General features: G+C 74.4%; 18 protein-coding genes. 5 read left to right on the forward strand and 13 right to left on the reverse strand.

The annotated features are described in order from the left end of the window. Window positions 1-126: 126 nt before the first annotated feature. The gene (locus tag C1708_RS28400) at window positions 127-498 is read left to right on the forward strand and encodes a hypothetical protein (RefSeq protein WP_241911341.1); all 372 of its coding nucleotides are present in this window, start codon (window positions 127-129) and stop codon (window positions 496-498) included. Here C1708_RS28400 and C1708_RS28405 read toward each other — a convergent pair. Both C1708_RS28405 and C1708_RS28410 read right to left on the reverse strand, forming a co-directional pair. Beyond that, window positions 464-952 (reverse strand): hypothetical protein, encoded by a 489-nt coding sequence (locus C1708_RS28405; RefSeq protein ID WP_106415360.1) that lies wholly within the window; start codon window positions 950-952, stop codon window positions 464-466. The two genes, C1708_RS28400 and C1708_RS28405, sit on opposite strands and share 35 nt — an antisense overlap. 185 nt (window positions 953-1,137) lie before the next feature. Beyond that, window positions 1,138-1,530, reverse strand: a complete 393-nt coding sequence (locus C1708_RS28410; protein ID WP_106415361.1) for a DUF5997 family protein — start codon at window positions 1,528-1,530, stop codon at window positions 1,138-1,140. Between the two features lie 58 nt (window positions 1,531-1,588). Between C1708_RS28410 and C1708_RS28415 the strand changes: the two genes are divergently transcribed. After that, window positions 1,589-2,350, forward strand: a complete 762-nt coding sequence (locus tag C1708_RS28415) for a LysR family substrate-binding domain-containing protein (RefSeq protein WP_106415362.1) — start codon at window positions 1,589-1,591, stop codon at window positions 2,348-2,350. 19 nt (window positions 2,351-2,369) lie between these two features. Here C1708_RS28415 and C1708_RS28420 read toward each other — a convergent pair whose 3' ends face one another. The 3 genes from C1708_RS28420 to C1708_RS28430 all read right to left on the reverse strand — a co-directional run bounded on the left by C1708_RS28420 (window position 2,370) and on the right by C1708_RS28430 (window position 4,453). Then, window positions 2,370-3,119, reverse strand: coding sequence for a DUF4142 domain-containing protein (locus C1708_RS28420; RefSeq protein ID WP_106415363.1), 750 nt, complete (start codon window positions 3,117-3,119; stop codon window positions 2,370-2,372). 142 nt (window positions 3,120-3,261) lie between these two features. Beyond that, on the reverse strand, window positions 3,262-3,957 hold the full coding sequence (locus tag C1708_RS28425) for an HAD family hydrolase (protein ID WP_106415364.1): 696 nt from the start codon (window positions 3,955-3,957) through the stop codon (window positions 3,262-3,264). Between the two features lie 19 nt (window positions 3,958-3,976). Continuing rightward, the gene (locus C1708_RS28430; RefSeq protein ID WP_106415365.1) at window positions 3,977-4,453 is read right to left on the reverse strand and encodes an Lrp/AsnC family transcriptional regulator; all 477 of its coding nucleotides are present in this window, start codon (window positions 4,451-4,453) and stop codon (window positions 3,977-3,979) included. 203 nt (window positions 4,454-4,656) lie between these two features. Here C1708_RS28430 and C1708_RS28435 point away from each other — a divergent pair, with 203 nt between their 5' ends. Then, the gene (locus C1708_RS28435; RefSeq protein WP_106415366.1) at window positions 4,657-6,144 is read left to right on the forward strand and encodes an FUSC family protein; all 1,488 of its coding nucleotides are present in this window, start codon (window positions 4,657-4,659) and stop codon (window positions 6,142-6,144) included. Between the two features lie 771 nt (window positions 6,145-6,915). Here C1708_RS28435 and C1708_RS28440 read toward each other — a convergent pair. The 5 genes from C1708_RS28440 to C1708_RS28460 form a co-directional block, all read right to left on the reverse strand. Then, a complete protein-coding gene (locus C1708_RS28440; protein WP_106415367.1) occupies window positions 6,916-7,839 on the reverse strand; it encodes a sirohydrochlorin chelatase in 924 nt (307 codons plus the stop codon). An 84-nt stretch (window positions 7,840-7,923) separates the two neighbouring features. After that, entirely contained in the window at window positions 7,924-8,931 is a 1,008-nt protein-coding gene (locus C1708_RS28445; RefSeq protein WP_106415368.1) for an N-acetylglucosamine kinase, read from the reverse strand. Continuing rightward, window positions 8,928-9,605 (reverse strand): uracil-DNA glycosylase, encoded by a 678-nt coding sequence (locus C1708_RS28450; RefSeq protein WP_106415369.1) that lies wholly within the window; start codon window positions 9,603-9,605, stop codon window positions 8,928-8,930. Before C1708_RS28450 ends, C1708_RS28445 begins: the two co-directional genes overlap by 4 nt. A 73-nt stretch (window positions 9,606-9,678) precedes the next feature. Next, window positions 9,679-10,833, reverse strand: a complete 1,155-nt coding sequence (locus C1708_RS28455) for a WD40/YVTN/BNR-like repeat-containing protein (RefSeq protein ID WP_106415370.1) — start codon at window positions 10,831-10,833, stop codon at window positions 9,679-9,681. Between the two features lie 126 nt (window positions 10,834-10,959). Continuing rightward, window positions 10,960-12,648 carry a DNA alkylation response protein gene (locus tag C1708_RS28460; protein ID WP_106415371.1) on the reverse strand — a complete coding sequence of 563 codons (1,689 nt, stop codon included), beginning with the start codon at window positions 12,646-12,648 and terminating at the stop codon, window positions 10,960-10,962. 101 nt (window positions 12,649-12,749) lie between these two features. Here C1708_RS28460 and C1708_RS28465 point away from each other — a divergent pair, with 101 nt between their 5' ends. Further along, entirely contained in the window at window positions 12,750-13,514 is a 765-nt protein-coding gene (locus tag C1708_RS28465; RefSeq protein WP_106415372.1) for a PaaX family transcriptional regulator C-terminal domain-containing protein, read from the forward strand. Window positions 13,515-13,597: 83 nt separating this feature from the next. Here C1708_RS28465 and C1708_RS28470 read toward each other — a convergent pair whose 3' ends face one another. Both C1708_RS28470 and C1708_RS28475 read right to left on the reverse strand, forming a co-directional pair. Further along, window positions 13,598-14,401, reverse strand: a complete 804-nt coding sequence (locus C1708_RS28470) for a pectate lyase (RefSeq protein WP_106415373.1) — start codon at window positions 14,399-14,401, stop codon at window positions 13,598-13,600. Window positions 14,402-14,665: 264 nt separating this feature from the next. Next, a complete protein-coding gene (locus C1708_RS28475) occupies window positions 14,666-15,745 on the reverse strand; it encodes an NADH:flavin oxidoreductase/NADH oxidase (RefSeq protein ID WP_106416523.1) in 1,080 nt (359 codons plus the stop codon). A gap of 123 nt (window positions 15,746-15,868) precedes the next feature. Between C1708_RS28475 and C1708_RS28480 the strand changes: the two genes are divergently transcribed. Then, complete coding sequence (locus C1708_RS28480; protein WP_106415374.1) at window positions 15,869-16,222, forward strand: ArsR/SmtB family transcription factor; 354 nt, start codon at window positions 15,869-15,871, stop codon at window positions 16,220-16,222. A gap of 368 nt (window positions 16,223-16,590) precedes the next feature. Here the strand turns inward: C1708_RS28480 and C1708_RS28485 are convergent, their stop codons facing one another. Next, window positions 16,591-17,952 (reverse strand): FAD-dependent oxidoreductase, encoded by a 1,362-nt coding sequence (locus C1708_RS28485; protein WP_106416524.1) that lies wholly within the window; start codon window positions 17,950-17,952, stop codon window positions 16,591-16,593. Window positions 17,953-18,119 lie beyond the last annotated feature (167 nt).

An 18,119-nucleotide genomic window follows, 5' to 3' on the forward strand; every position in this document is an offset into this window, starting at 1 on the left:
CGACAAGGTCGAGGGTCAAGCCCCGCCCCCGCGACGCGTACGGCCGAGCGGGTGACGGCTTCACCCGCGGGGGCGGAGGCGAAGCCCACGGCGTACCACCGGCGCACGGCGGCGCGTTGCTCCGGCATGGACAGCACTGAGACGGCGCGGCGCCTTCTCGGGCACGACGCCGTGAGCCGGCCGTACGCGCAACTGACCGGGGGCCACCCGGCGAACACACCGATCTACGCGGAACTCGTCGCGGAGTGGCGGGCGAAGGGGCACACGGTCCCGGCGCACCGGGACGGACTGTGGGCGTCCTTCGCCGCCGCGACCGCGAGCGACCGCGGCCCGGCGCCCGCCGTGCCGTTCCGCGTCCCGGCCCTCCTGCCGGCTCCCGGGACGTCCGGCGAGGAGAAGACGTCCGGCGAGGAGAAGACGTCCGACGAGGAGAAGACGTCCGAAGAGGCGCCGGAGCCGGACGTCACCAGCAGTCCGGACGCGACGGATCCGCGCTGACCGGTGCGAGCACCGCGAGCGTACCGGTCGCCCGGCGCAGCGCCCGCTCGAGCGGCTCCGCCGCGTGCAGCGCTCCGGTGCCGTCCGGCGGGACCAGCCACTCCAGCCGCCCGGAGGGCCGGTACGGCGGCGGCACGGCCACCCAGGAGCCGCGCCCCACGTGCCGCACCCCGAATCCCACCCACTCGCTGTCCGGGTCGGGCGGCAGGAAGAAGCCCACGCGGCGTGCCGTGACGTCCACCAGCGTGGGTCCCGGCATCTCGAGCGGATCGCTCCAGAGCAGGTCCAGGGCCAGCAGCCCCAGACGGTCGGGAACGCTCAGCACGTCCCAGTACCGGCCCGCCGCGAGCAGGGCCGTCCCCGGGGGGCGGTCCCACCGGCGCTTGCACTCCTGCGGGTCCGTGGCCGCCGCGGCCAGCCATTCGACGGCCTGTTTCCATCTGGTGTCGTGCATGTCCCACCCCGGGCACGGTCGGCACGCCGCCACGGGCGCGTGCGATAGCGCCACATGGTGGTGCATATATCTGTTCTCCGGAAGGGGTGGGACGGCGCCGGTTCCCGGCGAGCGGGGAACGGAACCCGGACACCCCCGGGAACCGGGGACCCGGCCGGGGGTGTCCTGTGCCTGGGGAGCGGGTCTCAGTCGCCGCTCTCGGCGCTCTCGCCCTCACGCTTCTTCAGCCGGGCCGCCTCCTTGCGGACCTCGGCCTGGGTGGCGCGTTCCCGCTCCAGCCACTCGGGGCGCTCCTGCTTCAGCGCCTCGATCTGCTCGGTGGTGAGCGGCTCGGTCACCCCGGCGCGGGCCAGGCCGGAGATCGAGACGCCCAGCTTGGCCGCGACCACCGGGCGGGGGTGCGGGCCGTCGCGCCGCAGGTCCCGCAGCCACTGCGGGGGATCGGCCTGGAGCGCGTTCAGTTCCGCGCGCGAGACCACGCCCTCCCGGAACTCGGCGGGAGTGGCCTCGAGGTACACACCCAGCTTCTTCGCCGCGGTCGCGGGCTTCATCGTCTGGGTGCTCTGGTGCTGCGTCATGGCGTCCAGGGTATCGAGCGTGTGCACGGCCGCCGACCACGGCCGGTAACCTGGCCAGGTGACCGGCCCGGAAGTGTCCCCCTCGTTCCGCCTCGTGTACGTCCCCGGCGTGATGCCCGACAAATGGGTGCGGGTCTGGAACGAGCGGCAGCCCGACGTCCCGCTGACCCTCACCCAGGTGCCCGCGGGACCGGCGCACGGGATGCTGCGGGACGGCGAGGCCGACGCGGGGCTCGTCCGGCTCCCCGTCGACCGGACGGTGCTCAGCGCCATCCCCCTCTACACCGAGCGGACGGTCGTCGTGGTCCCCAAGGACCACCTGGTCACCGCCGCCGACTCGGTCACCGTCGAGGACCTCGCGGACGACATCGTGCTGCACCCCCTCGACGACGTGCTCGGCTGGGAGACCCTGCCGGGCCGCCCCGCCCTGGAACGCCCGGCCACCACCGCCGACGCGATCGAGCTGGTCGCCGCCGGGATCGGCGTGCTCGTGACGCCCCTGTCGCTGGCCCGGCTGCACCACCGCAAGGACCTCACCCACCGCCCGCTGGAGGACGCGCCCGCCTCGAGCGTGGCGCTGGCCTGGCCGGAGGCGGCGACCACGGACCTGGTCGAGGACTTCATCGGCATCGTGCGCGGCCGGACCGTCAACAGCACCCGCGGCCGCCGGCCGCAGCCCGCGCAGGAGAAGAAGCCGGACAGGAAACCGGAGAGGAAGAAGGACGGGCCCGCCGCGCGCAACGCCGCCCGCGGCCGGCGGGGAACCGGCGGCGGAACGGCGAAGAACCCCCGGCGGGGCAAGCCCCGCCGCAGGTCCTGAACCGCGGGCCGCGAAGGCGTCAGCGGACCGTCCCCGAGGGCGACGGTGCCGGGGAGGCCGTGTTGAGGTCCTCCAGCTCCTTCGGGATCGGCAGGGCGAGCACCGGCGCGCCCGCCTGCGGCGCCGGCGGCGTCACCTGCTCGCGCGGCAGCTTCGGCGGGCTGGTCTGCTGGAAGTTGACCTGCTCGTGATTGACCAGGCCGGTCCTCTCCAGCACCGTGATGTGGTCCAGCACGGTGTCGTTGGCCTGGTCGGCGAGCTGCCGGACCAGCGTGTTGCGGGTGTTCGCCCGGATCTTGGCGATCACGGGGAAGATCTGCCCGTGCGTCACCCGCATGATGTTCACGGCCGTGGAGTCGAACTCCTTGCCGTTGGTGGCCTTCACCGTCTCCACGAACCCCTGCTGCTGCGGCGACGCCTGGTTCGGCAGCGTGATGCCGAGCTCCAGTGCGATCCTGCGGCAGCTGGCGTCCAGCCGGCCGTGCCCGACCACCAGGTGCTCGCCCGCCTCCTTCATCTCCGGCGTCGTACCGCGCTCCATCGCCAGCAGTCCCAGGGGGTGCTCCCACAGTCCGGCCGCGCGCACCTTCACCACGAAGTCGCGGTCCTCCTCCGTCAGGGGGCCGTAGTTCGTGTTGGCCACCACCCGGTCCTGCTTGGTGGATGTGGTCTGTACGCCCAGCATGGTGGGATAGGCGAGCGCGGTGAGGGTCAGGATCATGGCTCCGCCCACGAACGCGGTTCCTGCCGTGCTGCGCGAGAAGCGCATCGTGCCTCCTGGGTTGAGAACGGCCCAACACCAGGAAGTACGGACGGGGAGCGCGTAACAGTCACCCTCCGGGAAAGAATTTCCGGCCGCTTCGGACGGCGGGGCCGCGGTACGGCTCTCCACGGCTCCGGGCCGGCACCGGTCAGGTCCTCCGGCGGGCGGCGGCCAGCCAGTCCCAGGCCGCCCGCGCCGTGAACTCCGCCTGGCCGCCGCGCAGCAGCAGGTCCGCCGTGGTGAACTCCGGTGCGTCGGCCTGCGCGGCCACGTAGGGGACGGCGACGCAGCGCATTCCGGCCGCGTGCGCGGCGGCAGCGCCCGGCGCCGCGTCCTCGACCACCACGCAGTCCGCCGGGTCCGCGCCGAGCCGCCGCGCCGCCTCCAGGAACACGTCGGGGGCCGGCTTGCCACGGGCGACCTCGTCGGCCGACACGACGGTCCGCAGGTACGAGTCCAGCCCGGTGCCGGCGAGGATCGCGCCGATCGCCTCGGCCGAGGAGCCCGACGCCACGGCCATCGGGACGCCCTCGCCCGCCAGCCGCTCCACGAACGCGCGCATCTCGGGGAACACCGTGGTCTTCGTCCGGGCCAGCTCCAGATAGTGGCGGTTCTTGACCGCGACCAGCTCGTCCACCGACGCGGGCAGGACGTAGCGGCGACGCCAGTCGGCGATCGTCTCGCGGGTGCTGATGCCGACGTAGCGCTCGTGCTCCTCCCACGTGAAGTCCGGGACGCCGTACTCCTCGAGCGTGCGGCGTCCCGCCTCGTAATAGTTCGGCTCGCTGTCCACGAGTGTTCCGTCGAGATCGAAGACGACCGAGAGGGTGCCGAGTGAGCTCATGCGTCCAGCATGGCAGGGCCTAGGCGCGCGCCGACCGGCCGATCGACTCCACCAGCGGCAGCAGACGGTGCGGCACCCGCTCCCGCAGCGCCACCTCGGTACGGGTGCGGACCACGCCGGGCAGTCCGATCAGCTTCTGGATGACGTCCTCCAGATGGGCGTTGTCACGGGCCACCACCCGGGTCAGCAGGTCGCCGCCGCCCGTGATGGAGAACGCCTCCACGATCTCCGGCACCGCGGCCAGCGCGTCCCCCACCTCGTCGAGGTGCCCCTGGGTGACCTCGATGTGCACGAACGCCAGCACGGGGTGGCCCAGCGCGGCGGGGGAGAGGGCGGGGGCGGTGCCGGTGATCACGCCGTCGCGCTCCATGCGGTCGAGCCGTGCCTGGAGTGTGCCGCGCGCCACGCCGAGGATCCGCGCGTACTCACGCACGCTCGTGCGCGGCTGCTCCAGCAGCAGCCGCAGGATGCGGGTGTCGAGTTCGTCCACGGCCACGGGGTCGTCGCTCCGGAGTCGGCCATTGGCATGGAGATGGCCGGAGGAATGCCGAAAACACTGTACCAATGGCCCATTCAATCGGGTGCCAGTTGAGCCACTGGCGGGGAAGATGCTGATATGGGTGCGTCGATGGCGCTGCGGACCCGCGGCGCCTTTTTCATGCCACGACACATGTCGTACGAGATGCCAGGGGGCGGTAGGTGCTGAAGAAGGTGTTCATGGCTCCGGATCCGGGACGGATCCGGCTGCGGTTCGCGACGCGGGCCGTGCTCGGCATCGGGCTGGCCGTCGTCGCCTGCGGGCTCGCCGGGCACTCGCTCACCGGCACGATCACCGGCGGGCTCGCCGCGCTCCTCGCCCTGTTCACCGTCACCGACGCCACCGTCCGCGGGCAGGCCGTCACCACGGCCCTCCTGCCCGCCGCCGGCCTGCCCGTGCTGGCCGTCGCCGCGGCGCTCCAGGACCACGCGGTGGCCCGGGACGTCGCCTTCCTCGCCGTGGTCGGGCTCGGCGTGTACGCCAGGCGCTGGGGGCCACGCGGGCACAGCCTCGGCATCTTCGCCTTCATGACCTTCTTCGCGGCGCAGTTCCTGCACGCGAGGGTCGGTCAGCTCGCCGAGCTGTCCGCCTCCGTGCTGCTGTCCGTGGCGACGGCGGGCGCGGTGCGCTTCGGGCTGTGGTGCTACGAGCGGCGGCTGCCCCCGGTGGTCGTGCCCGCCCCGCCCGGCGGCACCGGACTGGCCCGCATCACCACCCGCCAGGCGGTCCAGGCGACGGCCGGCGCGGGCTTCGCCCTGCTCGTGGGCCAGCTGGTGTCCGCAGAGCGGTGGTACTGGGCCGTCGGCGCCACCTGGTGGGCGTTCGTCAACACCACCTCGCGCGGCGAGACCCTGGTGCGCGGCTTCCGCCGCGTGCTCGGCACGGTCATCGGCGCCGGGCTCGCCCTGTCGGTCGCCGTCCCCGCGCACGGCGACGGCGCGGTCACCGCCCTCGTCGTCGCCGTCTCCGTCTTCGGCATCTTCTACACGGCGGCCCTCTCGTACACCTGGATGATGCTCTGGGTGACGGTCCTCGCCGCCATGCTCTACGGCCTGCTGGGCGTGCTCACCCCGTCCCTGCTGGCCCTGCGCATGGCGGAGACCGGCGTGGGCGCGCTCGGCGCGGCGCTGGCGGTGGTCTTCGTCCTGCCCGTGTCCACGCACAGCGTCACCGACGCGTGGATCCAGCGGGCGCTGCGCTGCGTGCACGCCTGCACGGCGCAGACGGCCGCGCGGCTGGCCGGCGACCCGGACGCGGACCCGGCGCCCTCGGTGGCGGAACTGGAACAGCTCCTCGCCCGGGTACGCCTGTCGGTGGCGCCCCTCGTGCACCCGCTGAACCCGATGCTCGGCCGCAAGCGGCGGGCCCGCCGGGTGCTGGCGCTGCTCGACGACTGCGCACGCGAGATCCGCGGCCTGGTCGCCGTGGCCGCCGACCCGGAGGCCTCGCACGACGCCCGCCTGGCGGCGGCCTGCTGGCGCGTCGAGGCAGCGGTGGAGGCCCTCACGGCGGGCCGCGACATAGAGCTGCGCACCGTCCCCTCCACGACGGAACCGGCCCTGGCCCACCTCCACACCCTGGAACGCACCCTCGCAGAACTCTCGACACCCCTCCGGACGCCGTCGGGCTCACCACTGGTGGGCGCGTGAGCACGGGAAGGGCTGCCGGCTGACCTGACGCACGGGCGCGGCAAGGCTTGCGGGCGGGCCACCCGCCCGGGCAGGCGCAGGGGGCATCCGCTGGTCAGCGCATCCGGGGAGGCGCGCTGGCCGCGCCGCCGGCTGGACTGGTCACGGCGTGCCGGTGTCCGCGGCCGGCGCGACGCCTGGCCGAGCACGGAGGGCGGTGTCCTCCAGCCGGGCGCGGCCGGCCGCCCTGCCGGGCTCGGCCCGCCACGGCGTGCCCGTGCCTTCGGCCGGGGCGCCGCCTGCCTGCTCGCCGAGGATGGTGTCCTCCTGCGCGGCGCAGGCGGCCGCCCCGCCCGGCTGGACTGGTCACGGCGTGCCCGCGTCCGCGGCCGGCGCGACGCCCGCCCGCCGACGGCGGTGTCCCCCTGCCCCGCGCCTCACCGTCGTGCACGGCCGGCCAGGTGCGCCGCAGAGGTTCGCTGTCCATCCGCGCGTCCGCCTCGTGCGGCGGGGCGGGTCCGTGCCGTGCGCCAGCGGCCTCGCGGGGTGCGGCGCTCCCACCGGTTGCCTGACGGCGTGCGTCAGGACCTGTCGCCCCGCGGCCGCGCCCCCTCATCCGCCGCACGCCCGGCCGCGGCGGGCCGTCCGGTCTCGGCGGCCCCGGGTGAGCCGCCACCCCGCCCTCTCCGCCCGTCACGACCCGGCCGGGACGGCCGTTCCCCGTACGCCAAAGGGCCCGCTCCGGATGACCGGAGCGGGCCCTTCAGGCGTCCTGCGAGAGGGTCGCCCGCGTCAGCGGGCCGGGGCGCTCTGGGGCTGCTGCGGGGCGATGCCCAGGGCGGTCGTGTACCTGGCCAGGGCCAGCTTGCCGATGGTCGGGTAGGGGCCGAGCGGCTCGGACGCGGGGCACTCCGCCTCCTTCGCGGCCTCTTCGACGAGCGAGGCGTCGATCTCCGGGCCGATCAGGTACGGCGCCAGCGCCAGCTGCTGCGAACCGGCGTTGCGCAGCTGCTCGGCCACGGAGGCGATGGAGCCCTCCTGGTCGAGGGCGGCGGCCATCACCGGCACGGCGAGGCGCGCGGCGAGCAGCATGCCGGTGATGCCGGCCGCCTGCACCGCCTCGTCGCCGCCCACGGAGGCCAGGATGATGCCGTCCGCGGCGGTGGCCACGGTGAACAGGCGGGCGCGGTCGGCGCGGGCCAGACCCGCCTCGGAGAGCCGCACGTGCAGCGCCTCGGCGAGCAGCGGGTGCGGGCCGAGGACGTCGGTCAGCTCGGCGGCGACGCGGCTGTCCATGACGGCCTGGCGGATCTGGCGCAGCAGCGCGCTGTCCGGGCCGGCGAGCAGCGGCACGACGACGGCGACGGGGCCGTCGGGCTCCTTGACGTCGGAACCGGCGGCACGCGCCTGCTGGTAGCGGGCCGTGCGCTCCTCGGCCGCGTGCGCGAGGACGGAGGTCAGCGAGGGGGACTCCTCGTCGCTCCCGTCGAGGTAACCGATCCGGGCGTCGAGACCGGGCAGCTCGGAGCGTGCGATGCTCACGACCTCGTCGGCGAGCGAACGGGCGGCACTACTGGGCGTACCCGGCACGGCGAGGACGAGCGCGGGCGCGCCCTCGGGAGCCACCAGAGGTTCGGGACGGCGGTGCCGTCCGGGCTGGCGGGGGCGCGGCATTCGTACGGGCAGGCCGGACGCGGGCCCAGTGGGGGTGCTCATGCTGCGGCATGTTAGTGGCTTCCGGTGGTCTCCTGTTCGGGGAGGGGGCGGGTGAGCGGTATCCGTCCGGTTTTGTCGGATGAGTTACGTACGGGTGTCGGTCGTGAGGGTGACGTCCGTTCCCCTCGTGCTCGTCACGCACAGCATCCTCTCGTCACCCGGAAGAGCGAGGGGACCAGCGGAAAGGTCCTCGGCGATCCGCACCGCCCCGTGCAGCGGATCGCCCTCGGCGGGGACCCGCCGCGCGCGGGGCAGCAGCTCCGCCAGCCGCTCGTCCAGCGGTGCCAGCACCACCTCGCCCAGCCCGAACAGACCGCCGGTGCAGCCCACCACGGACGTGCCGTCCGCCGGGCACACCGCCGCCGCCGAGTCGGCCATGTGCCGGGCCGCCGTCCGCACGATGTCCACGGCCACCGGGTCCCCGCCCGCCGCGCACGCGCCCACGCGCGGGGCGAACGAGGCGAGCACCGCCGCCCGGTCGGCGCGCGGGTACACCTGCCCCGGCAGTCCGGTCACCGGGCCGAACATCTCCTCCGCGTCCGCCAGCAGCCGCGCCGAACCACCGTGCCGCCCGTCGTGCGCGCGCAGTGCCGCCTCCAGGCCCGCCCGGCCGATCCACGCCCCGCCGCCGCAGTCGCCGAGCAGGTGGCCCCAGCCGTCCGCCCGCCGCCAGCCGGCCAGATCGGTGCCGATCGCGATCAGACCCGTGCCCGCCGCGATCACCGCTCCGGGCCGCGGCCCGAGCGCGCCCACGTACGCCGTGACCGCATCGGCCGCCAGCGCCGCCCGCGTGACGCCCAGTTCGCGGGCGAGCCCGCCCGGCAGCTCCGCGCGCAACGCGTCCCCCAGACTGGCCATCCCCGCCGCGCCGATCGCGGCCGTGTCCAGTCGCTCCAGCCCCGCCTCGGCGCACAACGCCCGCGCCATCGGCACCAGTTGCTCCATGAGGTGACCCGGGTCGAGTCCCCGCCCGCCGGTGCGCACCGGCACGTCCGAGGAGGCCCGGGCCAGCGGGCCGCGCCCGGACGCCCCGACGACGGCCCGCAGCCCGGAGCCTCCGGAGTCCACGGCGAGGTAGCCGGCCCCGGTCACGGCAGGCGCCAGTCCACCGGCTGCCCACCCTGACGGATCAACAGATCGTTGGCCCGGCTGAACGGGCGGGAGCCGAAGAACCCGCGGTCGGCGGACATCGGCGACGGGTGTGCCGATTCCACGGCCGGCAGATCACCCAGCATCGGGCGGCAGTTGCGGGCGTCGCGTCCCCACAGGATGGAGACCAGCGGCTTGCCGCGTGCGGCCAGCGCGCGTATCGCCTGCTCGGTGACCTCCTCCCAGCCCTTGCCCCGGTGGGCGGCCGGCTTGCGCGGGGCCGTCGTCAGCGCCCTGTTGAGCAGCAGCACGCCCTGCTCGGTCCACGGGGTGAGGTCGCCGTTCGACGGCTGGGGCAGGCCCAGGTCGCTGTTCAGCTCGCGGAAGATGTTGATCAGGCTGCCGGGGAGGGGACGTACGTCCGGGGCGACGGAGAAGCTCAGGCCCACCGCGTGCCCCGGGGTGGGGTAGGGGTCCTGCCCGACGATCAGGACGCGTACCTCGTCGAAGGGCTGCTGGAAGGCCCGCAGGACGTTCGCCCCCGCCGGGAGGTAGGTGCGTCCCGCGGCGATCTCCGCGCGGAGGAAGTCCCCCATCGCGGCGATCCGCCCCGCCACCGGTTCGAGGGCCTTCGCCCAGCCCGCTTCGACGATTTCGTTCAAGGGTCGTGGTGCCACGGGCGTCACCCTACTGCCGTGTCGACAGCGGCTATCAACCCGTGGCCCGGACCCGGCGGGATCCGCCCGGACCTCATCCGACGACCGCCGCCCGCACGCACAGCACGTCCGGCAGGTGGGCGGCCAGCTGCTCCCAGCTGTCGCCGTCGTTCGCGGACGCGTACACCTCGCCGTTGCGGTTGCCGAAGTAGACGCCCGCGGGGTCGGCGTCGTCGCTGCACATCGCGTCGCGCAGCACCGTGCCGTAGTGGTCCTCCCGCGGCAGCCCCGCCGACAGCGGCTCCCAGCTCCGTCCCGCGTCCCCGGTCCGGTAGACACGACAGCGCCGGCCGGCCGGGACCCGGTCGGAGTCGGCGTTGATCGGGAACACGTAGGCCGTGTCGCCGCGGTGGGGGTGCGTCACCATCGTGAACCCGAACGTCGAGGGGAGTCCCTCGCCGATGTCCGTCCAGTGGGCGCCGGCGTCGTCACTGCGGTAGACCCCCCAGTGGTTCTGCAGGAACAGCCGGTCCGGGTCCGCCGCGTCCCGGGCGATCTTGTGCACGCACTGCCCGAACTCCGGGTCGGGATCCGGCAGGAACACCGCGGACACCCCGGAGTTGGACGGCGCCCAGCTCGCGCCGCCGTCCAGGGTGCGGAACACGCCCGCCGTGGAGACGGCCACCGTGACCGCCCGCGGGTCGCGCGCGTCGGTCAGCACGGTGTGCAGGCCCTCACCGCCGCCGCCCGGCATCCACTTCGAGCGCGTGGGATGCTCCCACAGCGGTCTGACCAGCTCGAAGGACTCGCCGCGGTCCTCCGAGCGGTACAGCGCGGCCGGCTCCGTGCCCGCGTACACCACGTCCGGTTCGGCGGCGGCCGGGTGCAGTTGCCACACCCGCTCCAGCGACGCTCCGGTGTCCGGTGGGAACTTGACGGCCGGGCGGGCCGGTTCGGTCCAGGTGCGGCCCAGGTCGTCGGAGTGGAACACCGACGGGCCCCAGTGCGCGCTGTCCCCGCCGGCCAGCAGCCGAGGGCTCGGCCCCCGGGTGTCGATCGCGACCGAGTACACGGCCTGCGCCTTGAAGCAGGGGTCCTCGTCGAACTCCCAGGAGCCGCCTCGCCGGCGCCCGATGAACAGGCCCTTGCGGGTGCCCACGGCGAGCAGTACCTCGGTCATGCCGATCACCTCCGTGACATCGTCTTCGACGTCCTCGATCAGGACACCGGCCAGTGTGCACCCCACCACTGACAGTCACCGTCGGGCGCGGCACAACCGCAGGTCACGGCGGTGCGGCGGACCTCACGGAGCCCCACTGCGGGAGACCTGGCGCCCTCCGCCCGCTCGACAGGGCGCGCGGCGCCCGCCCCCGCCTCACTCCCGCCCCGGCAGCGCCCGCTCCAGGATCGCGTCCAGACCGGCCCCCGCCGGCAGCGTGCCGAAGGCGTGCCCCCAGTCGCCGCCGAGCCGCGTCGCGCAGAAGGCGTCGGCGACCGCGGGCGGAGCGTGCCGCACCAGCAGGGACGCCTGCAGCGTCAGCGCCATCCGCTCCACCAGACGCCGGGCCGTCACCGGCGACCCCTCGGCCAGCTGGTCCTTCAGCCCGGCCACGGCCGCGTCCAGCCGGGCGTCCGCCCCACGGGTCAGGGACAGCTCGTCGAACAGCGCCTGCGCGGTCGCCGGGTCCCGGCCGAGGGCCCGCAGCACGTCGAGGGCGTTGACGTTGCCCGAGCCCTCCCAGATCGACAGCAGCGGCGCCTCCCGGTAGTGCCGGGGCATGCCCGAGTCCTCGACGTACCCGTTGCCGCCCAGGCACTCCAGCGCCTCGGCGGTGAAGGCCGTGCCCCGCTTGGTGACCCAGTACTTGCCGGCCGCCGTCGCGATCCGCCGGAACGCGGCCTCCCCGGCGTCCCCGCGCACCGCGCGGTCCGCCGCACCGGCCAGCCGCAGGGTGAGCGTCGTGGCGGCCTCGGACTCCAGCGCGAGGTCGGCCAGTACGTTGCGCATGAGCGGCTGGTCCACCAGGCGCGCCCCGAAGGCGCTGCGGTGCCGCGCGTGGTGGCCCGCCTCGACGAGCGTCTTGCGCATCAGGGCCGCCGACATCATCACGCAGTCCAGACGCGTGCAGTTCACCATCTCGATGATGGTCTTCACGCCCTGCCCCTCGGGCCCGACCAGCCAGGCCACCGTCCCGTCGAACTCCGGCTCGGAGGAGGCGTTGGAGCGGTTGCCCAGCTTGTCCTTGAGGCGCTGGATGCGGAAGGTGTTGCGCGTGCCGTCGGGCAGCACCCGCGGCACGAGGAAGCAGGACAGCCCGCCCGGCGCCTGGGCCAGCACCAGGAACACGTCGCACATCGGCGCCGAGGTGAACCACTTGTGGCCGCGCAGGGTGTACACACCCGGCTCGGCGGTCGGCGTGGCGGACGTGGTGTTCGTGCGGACGTCGGAGCCGCCCTGCTTCTCGGTCATCCCCATGCCGGCCAGCAGCCCGCGCTTCTCGGCCGGCACGCGCAGCCCGGGGTCGTACTCACGGCTGGTCAGCAGCGGCTCGTAGAGCTTCGCCAGCTCGGGCTGCTTGCGCAGGGCGGGAATCGCCGCGTACGTCATGGACGTCGGGCAGCCGTGTCCCGCGTCGGTGTGGCCCCAGACGAGTCCGCCGGCCGTGCGCGCCACGTGCGCGCCGGGGCGGTCGTCGGCCCAGGGCGCGCCGGCCAGCCCCTCGGTGACGGCCGTGCGCATCAGGTGGTGCCAGCTCGGGTGGAAGTCGACCTCGTCGACGCGGTGCCCGTACCGGTCGTGGGTGCGCAGCTCGGGCTCGTGGCGGTTGGCCTGCTCGGCCCACTCCTGCGCCTCCTCGCTGCCCGCCGCCCGTCCCAGTCGGCGCAGATCCTCCTCCGCCCAGCCGGCGCCCTCCCGCCGTACCCCTTCGAGCAGGGCGACGTCGTCGGAGGCGTCGTACGGGGCCGGGGGAGGGGGCTGGTTGGTGACGTCGTGCGTGGCGCCGCCGACGACGCCGAGTCCGTACGAGGTCTGCCGCGACTCGTCCGTGCGCGTGAGGGTCATGACTGAGTGTTGCACTATTCCTTCGGTCGCATCAATAGTGCAGCGCGCAGGGGCGTCGCTCTCGGGTGGGCCTCAGGCGTGAGGGCCTAAAGTACGACCCCATGAGCGGCGACGACCCGGCGGAGCCGGCACCGGAAGAACCGCGGCTGCGCCCCCTCTCCGCGAGGTCGGTCGTCCTCAGCCTGCTGCTGGGCGCGCACCCGCCGGAGCTGTCGGCGCGGGAGCTCGGACGGCTGCTGGAGGGCTTCGGCGTCGGCGGATCGACGCTGCGGGCGGCGCTCAGCCGGATGGTCGCCGCCGGGGATCTGCGCCGCACGGACGCCGGCTATCGCCTCAGTGACCGGCTGCTGAAGCGTCAGCGCCGCCAGGACGAGTCCGTACGGCCGCGCACCCGCGCGTGGGACGGGGACTGGGAGCTGGTGGTCGTCACCGCGAGCGGACGCGGCCCGGCCGAACGGGCGGAGCTGCGCGCACGGCTGGCCGGACTGCGCCTCGCCGAACTGCGCGAGGGGGTGTGGCTGCGCCCGGCCAACCTGGAACGCCCGCTGCCCGCCGCCCTCGACGAGGTGGCCGAACGGGGGACGACCCGTCCCGCGCGGCCCGCCGCCGAACTCGCCGCGCGGCTCTGGCCGTTGGACGCCTGGTCGGGCGAGGCCCGCGCGCTGCTCGGGCACCTCGGGCGCACCGGGCGTCCGGCCGAGCGGCTGACCCTGTTCGCGGCCGTGGTGCGCCACCTGCTGGCCGACCCCGTGCTGCCCGCGCCTCTGCTGCCACCGGACTGGCCGGGCGACGCGCTGCGGGCCGCGTACGCGGACTACCGGCGGGAGCTGGAAGGCGAGGTGCGCACGCTGGTGGGCGGGTCCTGACCGCGCGCGGGCGGAGGCGCGGAGGCCGGCGGCCGTAGGGGGCGCCACGCGGGACGCCCCGTACGGCCGCCGCCCGTGGGGGTCTACCGGTAGGTGATGTCGGACGAGCTGTACTTGCAGTGCGTGCCGTCGGGGCCGGAGCCGTTGCCGCTCGGCTCCTTGCCGGTGTTGTTGCCGATGTACTTCTGGCACGGCACGATCTTCTTGCCGCTGTCGCCGACGATCGTGATGTTCCGCAGGGTCGCGCTGTCGCCGTAGTTGGTGTTGATGCCGGCGATGCGGCCGCCCTTCCAGGTCACCTCGATGGAGTTGAGGTTGATCGTCCGCTTGTACTGCGTGGAGCAGTTGCCGCAGGAGCGGACGAAGGTGCCGAAGTTCTGGACGGCGAAGCCGGACACGTTCAGCGTGCCCGCGCCGTTGAACTGGAAGACCTTGTCGCCTGCCTCCTTGGCGCCGCCGCCGCTGACGGTGTAGACCGCGCCGGACGACTTGCCCTTGAAGGTGGCCGCGTCCTCGCCGACGTCCTCCCACCAGACGTTCTGCAGCGTGCAGGAGCCCTCGCAGTGGATGCCGTCGGCGGCGGGGGCGCCGAGGATCACGTTCTTGAGGACCGCGCCGTCGGCCAGCTTCAGGATCGGACCCTGGTCCTCGTCCTGGCCGCCGGTGCCCAGGTCGCCGGTGCCGTACAGGCGTTTCATCCCGTAGTCCTTGGTGCCGGACACGGAGATGGTGGAGGAGACGCCCTGGCTGCCGTTGGGGGCCGGCCAGGACGCGGCCTGCGCGGACGGAGCCGCGGTGGTCAGGATCATGCCAACCGAAAGGCCGAGGGTGGCGAGCGTGCCGGTCAGTGCGCGCCCGCGGGTGCGCGGTCGTGTCGCGGATGTCATGTCGTTCCTTCTGTCGTGGTGTGGGGGTGCGGGGCCGGGTGGCGCCCTGTGGGTGAACGACGTTCACGGAGGTGCACGACGCGCGGGCCGCTTCCGCCCAACGGTCGCGGCACGGTCACGCCGATGAACGGAACGTAGAGGGAAAGCGCTTTCTGGTCAACGCCTCGCGTGGTTCCTGTTCGGCCAGGACGACAGACGCCGGCGGCCCGGAAGCCCGCGAGGGGTTTCCGGGCCGCCGGCGTGGCACGGCGGGTGGGGAACAGGTCAGACGGAGAGGTGGTACTGGTCCGGCACGCGGATCTCGGCGCCCAGCTCGCGGGCGGCCCGGCGGGCCCAGGAGGGGTCGCGCAGCAGCTCACGGCCCAGCAGTACGGCGTCCGCCTCGCCGCCCGCGAGGATCTTCTCCGCCTGCCCGGCGTCCGTGATCAGACCCACGGCGGCGACCGGCATCGGCGTCTCCCGGCGCACCCGTGCGGCGAACGGCACCTGGTAGCCGGGGCCCGTGGGGATGCGGACGCCGGGGGAGTTGCCGCCGGTGGAGACGTCGAGCAGGTCGATGCCCCGCTGGTGCAGGTCGGCGGCGAGGCGCACGGTGTCGTCCGGGGTCCAGCCGGCCGCGTCCAGCCAGTCCGTGGCGGAGACGCGGAAGAACAGCGGCTTGTCGTCCGGCCACTCCTCACGCACGGCGTCCGCCACCTCGAACGCGAACCGCGTCCGGTTCTCGTACGAACCGCCGTAGGCGTCGGTGCGGTGGTTGGAGTGCGGGGAGAGGAACTCGTTGATCAGGTAGCCGTGCGCGCCGTGGATCTCGGCGATCTCGAAACCGGCGGCGAGGGCCCGGCGGGCGGCCGCGCGGAACTGGTCCACGATCTCTCGTATCCGCTCCGTGCTCAGTTCGTCCGGCACCTGGTGGCGCTCGCTGAAGGCCACCGCGCTGGGCGCGACCGGCCGCCAGGCGCGGTCCGCCGGTCCGAGCGGCGCCCCGCCCTTCCAGGGCCTGTCGGTCGCCGCCTTGCGTCCGGCGTGCGCGAGCTGGACGGCCGGCACGGTGCCCTGCTGGGTGAGGAAGCGGGTGATCCGGCGGAACGCCTCGACCTGCGTGTCGTTCCAGAGCCCGAGGTCGTACGGGGAGATGCGGCCCTCCGGCGACACCGCCGTGGCCTCGACGACGATCAGTCCGGTGCCGCCGGTGGCGCGGGCGGCGTAGTGCGCGAAGTGCCAGTCGTTCGGCGCACCGGCCTCCGGGCCGTCCGGCGCGGCCGAGTACTGGCACATCGGCGCCATCCACACGCGGTTGGGGATCGTCAGGGCGCGCAGGGTGTACGGCTCGAAGAGCGTGCTCACGATGAGCTCCATTCGGCGGAGACGGCAGGTGTGCGGCTCGTACGATAGCCGTCGTAGTACGGCGGATGTCAAACTACGAAGGTTCTCGTACAATAAGGGCTCCCGGAGCACCATGGAGCCGCCGTGACGACCGTCCTTCCCAGCCGCCGCGTCCTGCCCCACCCCGCGCGGGACGAGATCCGGCTGGACTCGGTGCTGCACGCGCTGTCCGATCCCGTCCGGATGCGCATCGTCAGCGAACTCGCGGACGCCGAGGCCGCGTTGTCCTGCTCCCACTTCGACCTCCCGGTCACCAAGTCGACCACCACGCACCACTTCCGCGTGCTGCGCGAGAGCGGTGTGATCCAGCAGGTCTACGAGGGCACCGCCAAGATGAACGGCCTGCGCCGCGAGGACCTGGACGCCCTGTTCCCGGGCCTCCTCGACGCCCTCCTCACCGCGGCGAGCCACCAGGCGACGCGCGACACGCGGTCCTGACGCGCCGGCCGCGCGCGGTCGGCCGGTCTTCCCGGAGGCGGCGGCGCCCGGGCGTTCCCAAGGCCCCGACAGGGGTGTGCAGCAGGTTCCCGGCCTCCCTCGCCGTCAGGTGGCCGGTGAGGACGTGGCGGGGGAGGCCGTCGGTGCGTGCGAGCAGCGTACGGGTCCCGCGCGCCGCGTCGGCCGGGGAGGCGCCCCGCCGTCCGGGCCGCTCGCGGCCGCCTCCGTGACGAGGCGGACAGGCCTGCGGAACCGCGCGACCTGCTCCTCGGCAAGGCGGCCAGCGGCGCGCTGACGGCGGTCCGGCTGAGCCTGCTCTCGTGGTCCGTCCGCTCGCGCATGGCCGGCCGGCCGCCCGGCGGACGGGGCTATGGCTGCCGGGCGGCCGCGCCGTCCTCGCCCCGCGCCGCCGTCAGCAGCGACTCCCAGTCGGGGAGCTTGACGACGCCCCGGCCGAGGGAGGCGCCCAGGCGGGACTCGGCGCGTTCGATGGCCTGCCAGCCCTGCCAGGCGACCGGGTCGACGCCCTCCGCGCGCAGGGCCGGCAGCGGGTCGCCGGGGAGGGCACGGCCGCTGAGGGACGGGGCGTCCTCCAGCAGGGACGTCACCGTCTCCTTCGCGCAGGAGCGGTTGGTGCCGATGACACCCGTCGGGCCCCGCTTGATCCAGCCCGCCACGTACTCGCCCGGGGCGACGGCGCCCCCGCGCAGCACCCGCCCGGCGCGATGCGGCACCGTGCCCGTCGCCGCGTCGAACGGCAGCCCTTCCAGGGGCACGCCCCGGTAGCCGACCGACCGCAGCACCAGCTGCCCCTCGACGTCCTCGAAGCGGCCCGTCCCCGTGATCCCGCCCCGGCCGTCCGGCGCCGTCCGCTCGAAGCGCACGGCGCCCACCCGGCCGTCGCGGGCGAGCAGTTCGACCGGGCGGAGGAAGAAGCGCAGCCGGATCAGACGCCGGGCGTCCGGTCGCGCCGGCGCGGTCCAGCCGCGCAGCACCTCGACGTTGCGGCGCCGGGTCGGCGGCAGGCCGGCCGGGTCGGCGAACGCCGGGTCGAGCGCCGCCTCGGCCGCGTCGACCTGGACGGCGGTGTCCGGCAGCGTGCCCAGTTCGCGCAGTTCCTTGGTGGTGAAGCGGGCCTGCGAGGGTCCGCGCCGGCCGACCATGTGGATCTCCGTGACCTCGCTCGCCGCGAGGGCGGTCAGCGCCGCGTGCGGCATGTCGGTCGGGCGCAGCTCGCCCGCACCGCGCGCCAGCATGCGGGTGACGTCCACGGCGACGTTCCCCACGCCGACGACCACCGCCGACCGCACCCCGTGCAGGAACCCGGCGTCGGCGGCGTCCGGGTGCGCGCTGTACCAGGACACGAACTCGGTCGCCGACCAGCTGCCCGGAAGGGCTTCGCCCGGCACGCCCAGGTGCCGGTCCGCGGCGGCGCCCACGCAGTACACCACCGCGTGGTACAGCTCCCGCAGCCGGGCCGACGGCACCCCGTCCGGGCCGACCGGCACCGCGCCGAGGAAGCGCACCCGCTCGTGCTCCAGCACCGTGCGCAGGCTGTTCTGCAGGGACTTGATCTTCTCGTGGTCCGGGGCCACGCCATAGCGGACCAGGCCGTACGGGCAGGGCAGGCGGTCCAGGACGTCCACCCGCACCTCGGGATCGAGCTGGACGAGGCTCTGGGCCGTGTAGCACCCGCTGGGCCCGCTTCCGACGACGGCGACACGCAGCACGGGGAACTCCTCACCCCGGGGGGACCGGCGGGAGTCCGCCGGTGCCTCCAGCATGGCATCCCCCTCACTCCGCTGACAGGGTGCCGTCCACCGTCCGGGGTGCGTGTTCCTGCGGAGGGAAACTGATCACACCGTTACGTTGCCTGTGTGCTCGAGGCATCTTTTCT

This window comes from Streptomyces sp. DH-12, from assembly GCF_002899455.1.
Taxonomy (GTDB): domain Bacteria; phylum Actinomycetota; class Actinomycetes; order Streptomycetales; family Streptomycetaceae; genus Streptomyces.

What these genes read in the sequence shown, in the direction of transcription:
- C1708_RS28420 (WP_106415363.1), bottom strand. Translation starts at nt 3,119, where the DNA reads ATGCGCTTCTCGCGCAGCACGGCAGGAACCGCGTTCGTGGGCGGAGCC.
- C1708_RS28470 (WP_106415373.1), bottom strand. Translation starts at nt 14,401, where the DNA reads ATGACATCCGCGACACGACCGCGCACCCGCGGGCGCGCACTGACCGGC.
- C1708_RS28410 (WP_106415361.1), bottom strand. Translation starts at nt 1,530, where the DNA reads ATGACGCAGCACCAGAGCACCCAGACGATGAAGCCCGCGACCGCGGCG.
- C1708_RS28465 (WP_106415372.1), top strand. Translation starts at nt 12,750, where the DNA reads ATGAGCGGCGACGACCCGGCGGAGCCGGCACCGGAAGAACCGCGGCTG.
- C1708_RS28405 (WP_106415360.1), bottom strand. Translation starts at nt 952, where the DNA reads ATGCACGACACCAGATGGAAACAGGCCGTCGAATGGCTGGCCGCGGCG.
- C1708_RS28425 (WP_106415364.1), bottom strand. Translation starts at nt 3,957, where the DNA reads ATGAGCTCACTCGGCACCCTCTCGGTCGTCTTCGATCTCGACGGAACA.
- C1708_RS28400 (WP_241911341.1), top strand. Translation starts at nt 127, where the DNA reads ATGGACAGCACTGAGACGGCGCGGCGCCTTCTCGGGCACGACGCCGTG.
- C1708_RS28460 (WP_106415371.1), bottom strand. Translation starts at nt 12,648, where the DNA reads ATGACCCTCACGCGCACGGACGAGTCGCGGCAGACCTCGTACGGACTC.
- C1708_RS28440 (WP_106415367.1), bottom strand. Translation starts at nt 7,839, where the DNA reads ATGAGCACCCCCACTGGGCCCGCGTCCGGCCTGCCCGTACGAATGCCG.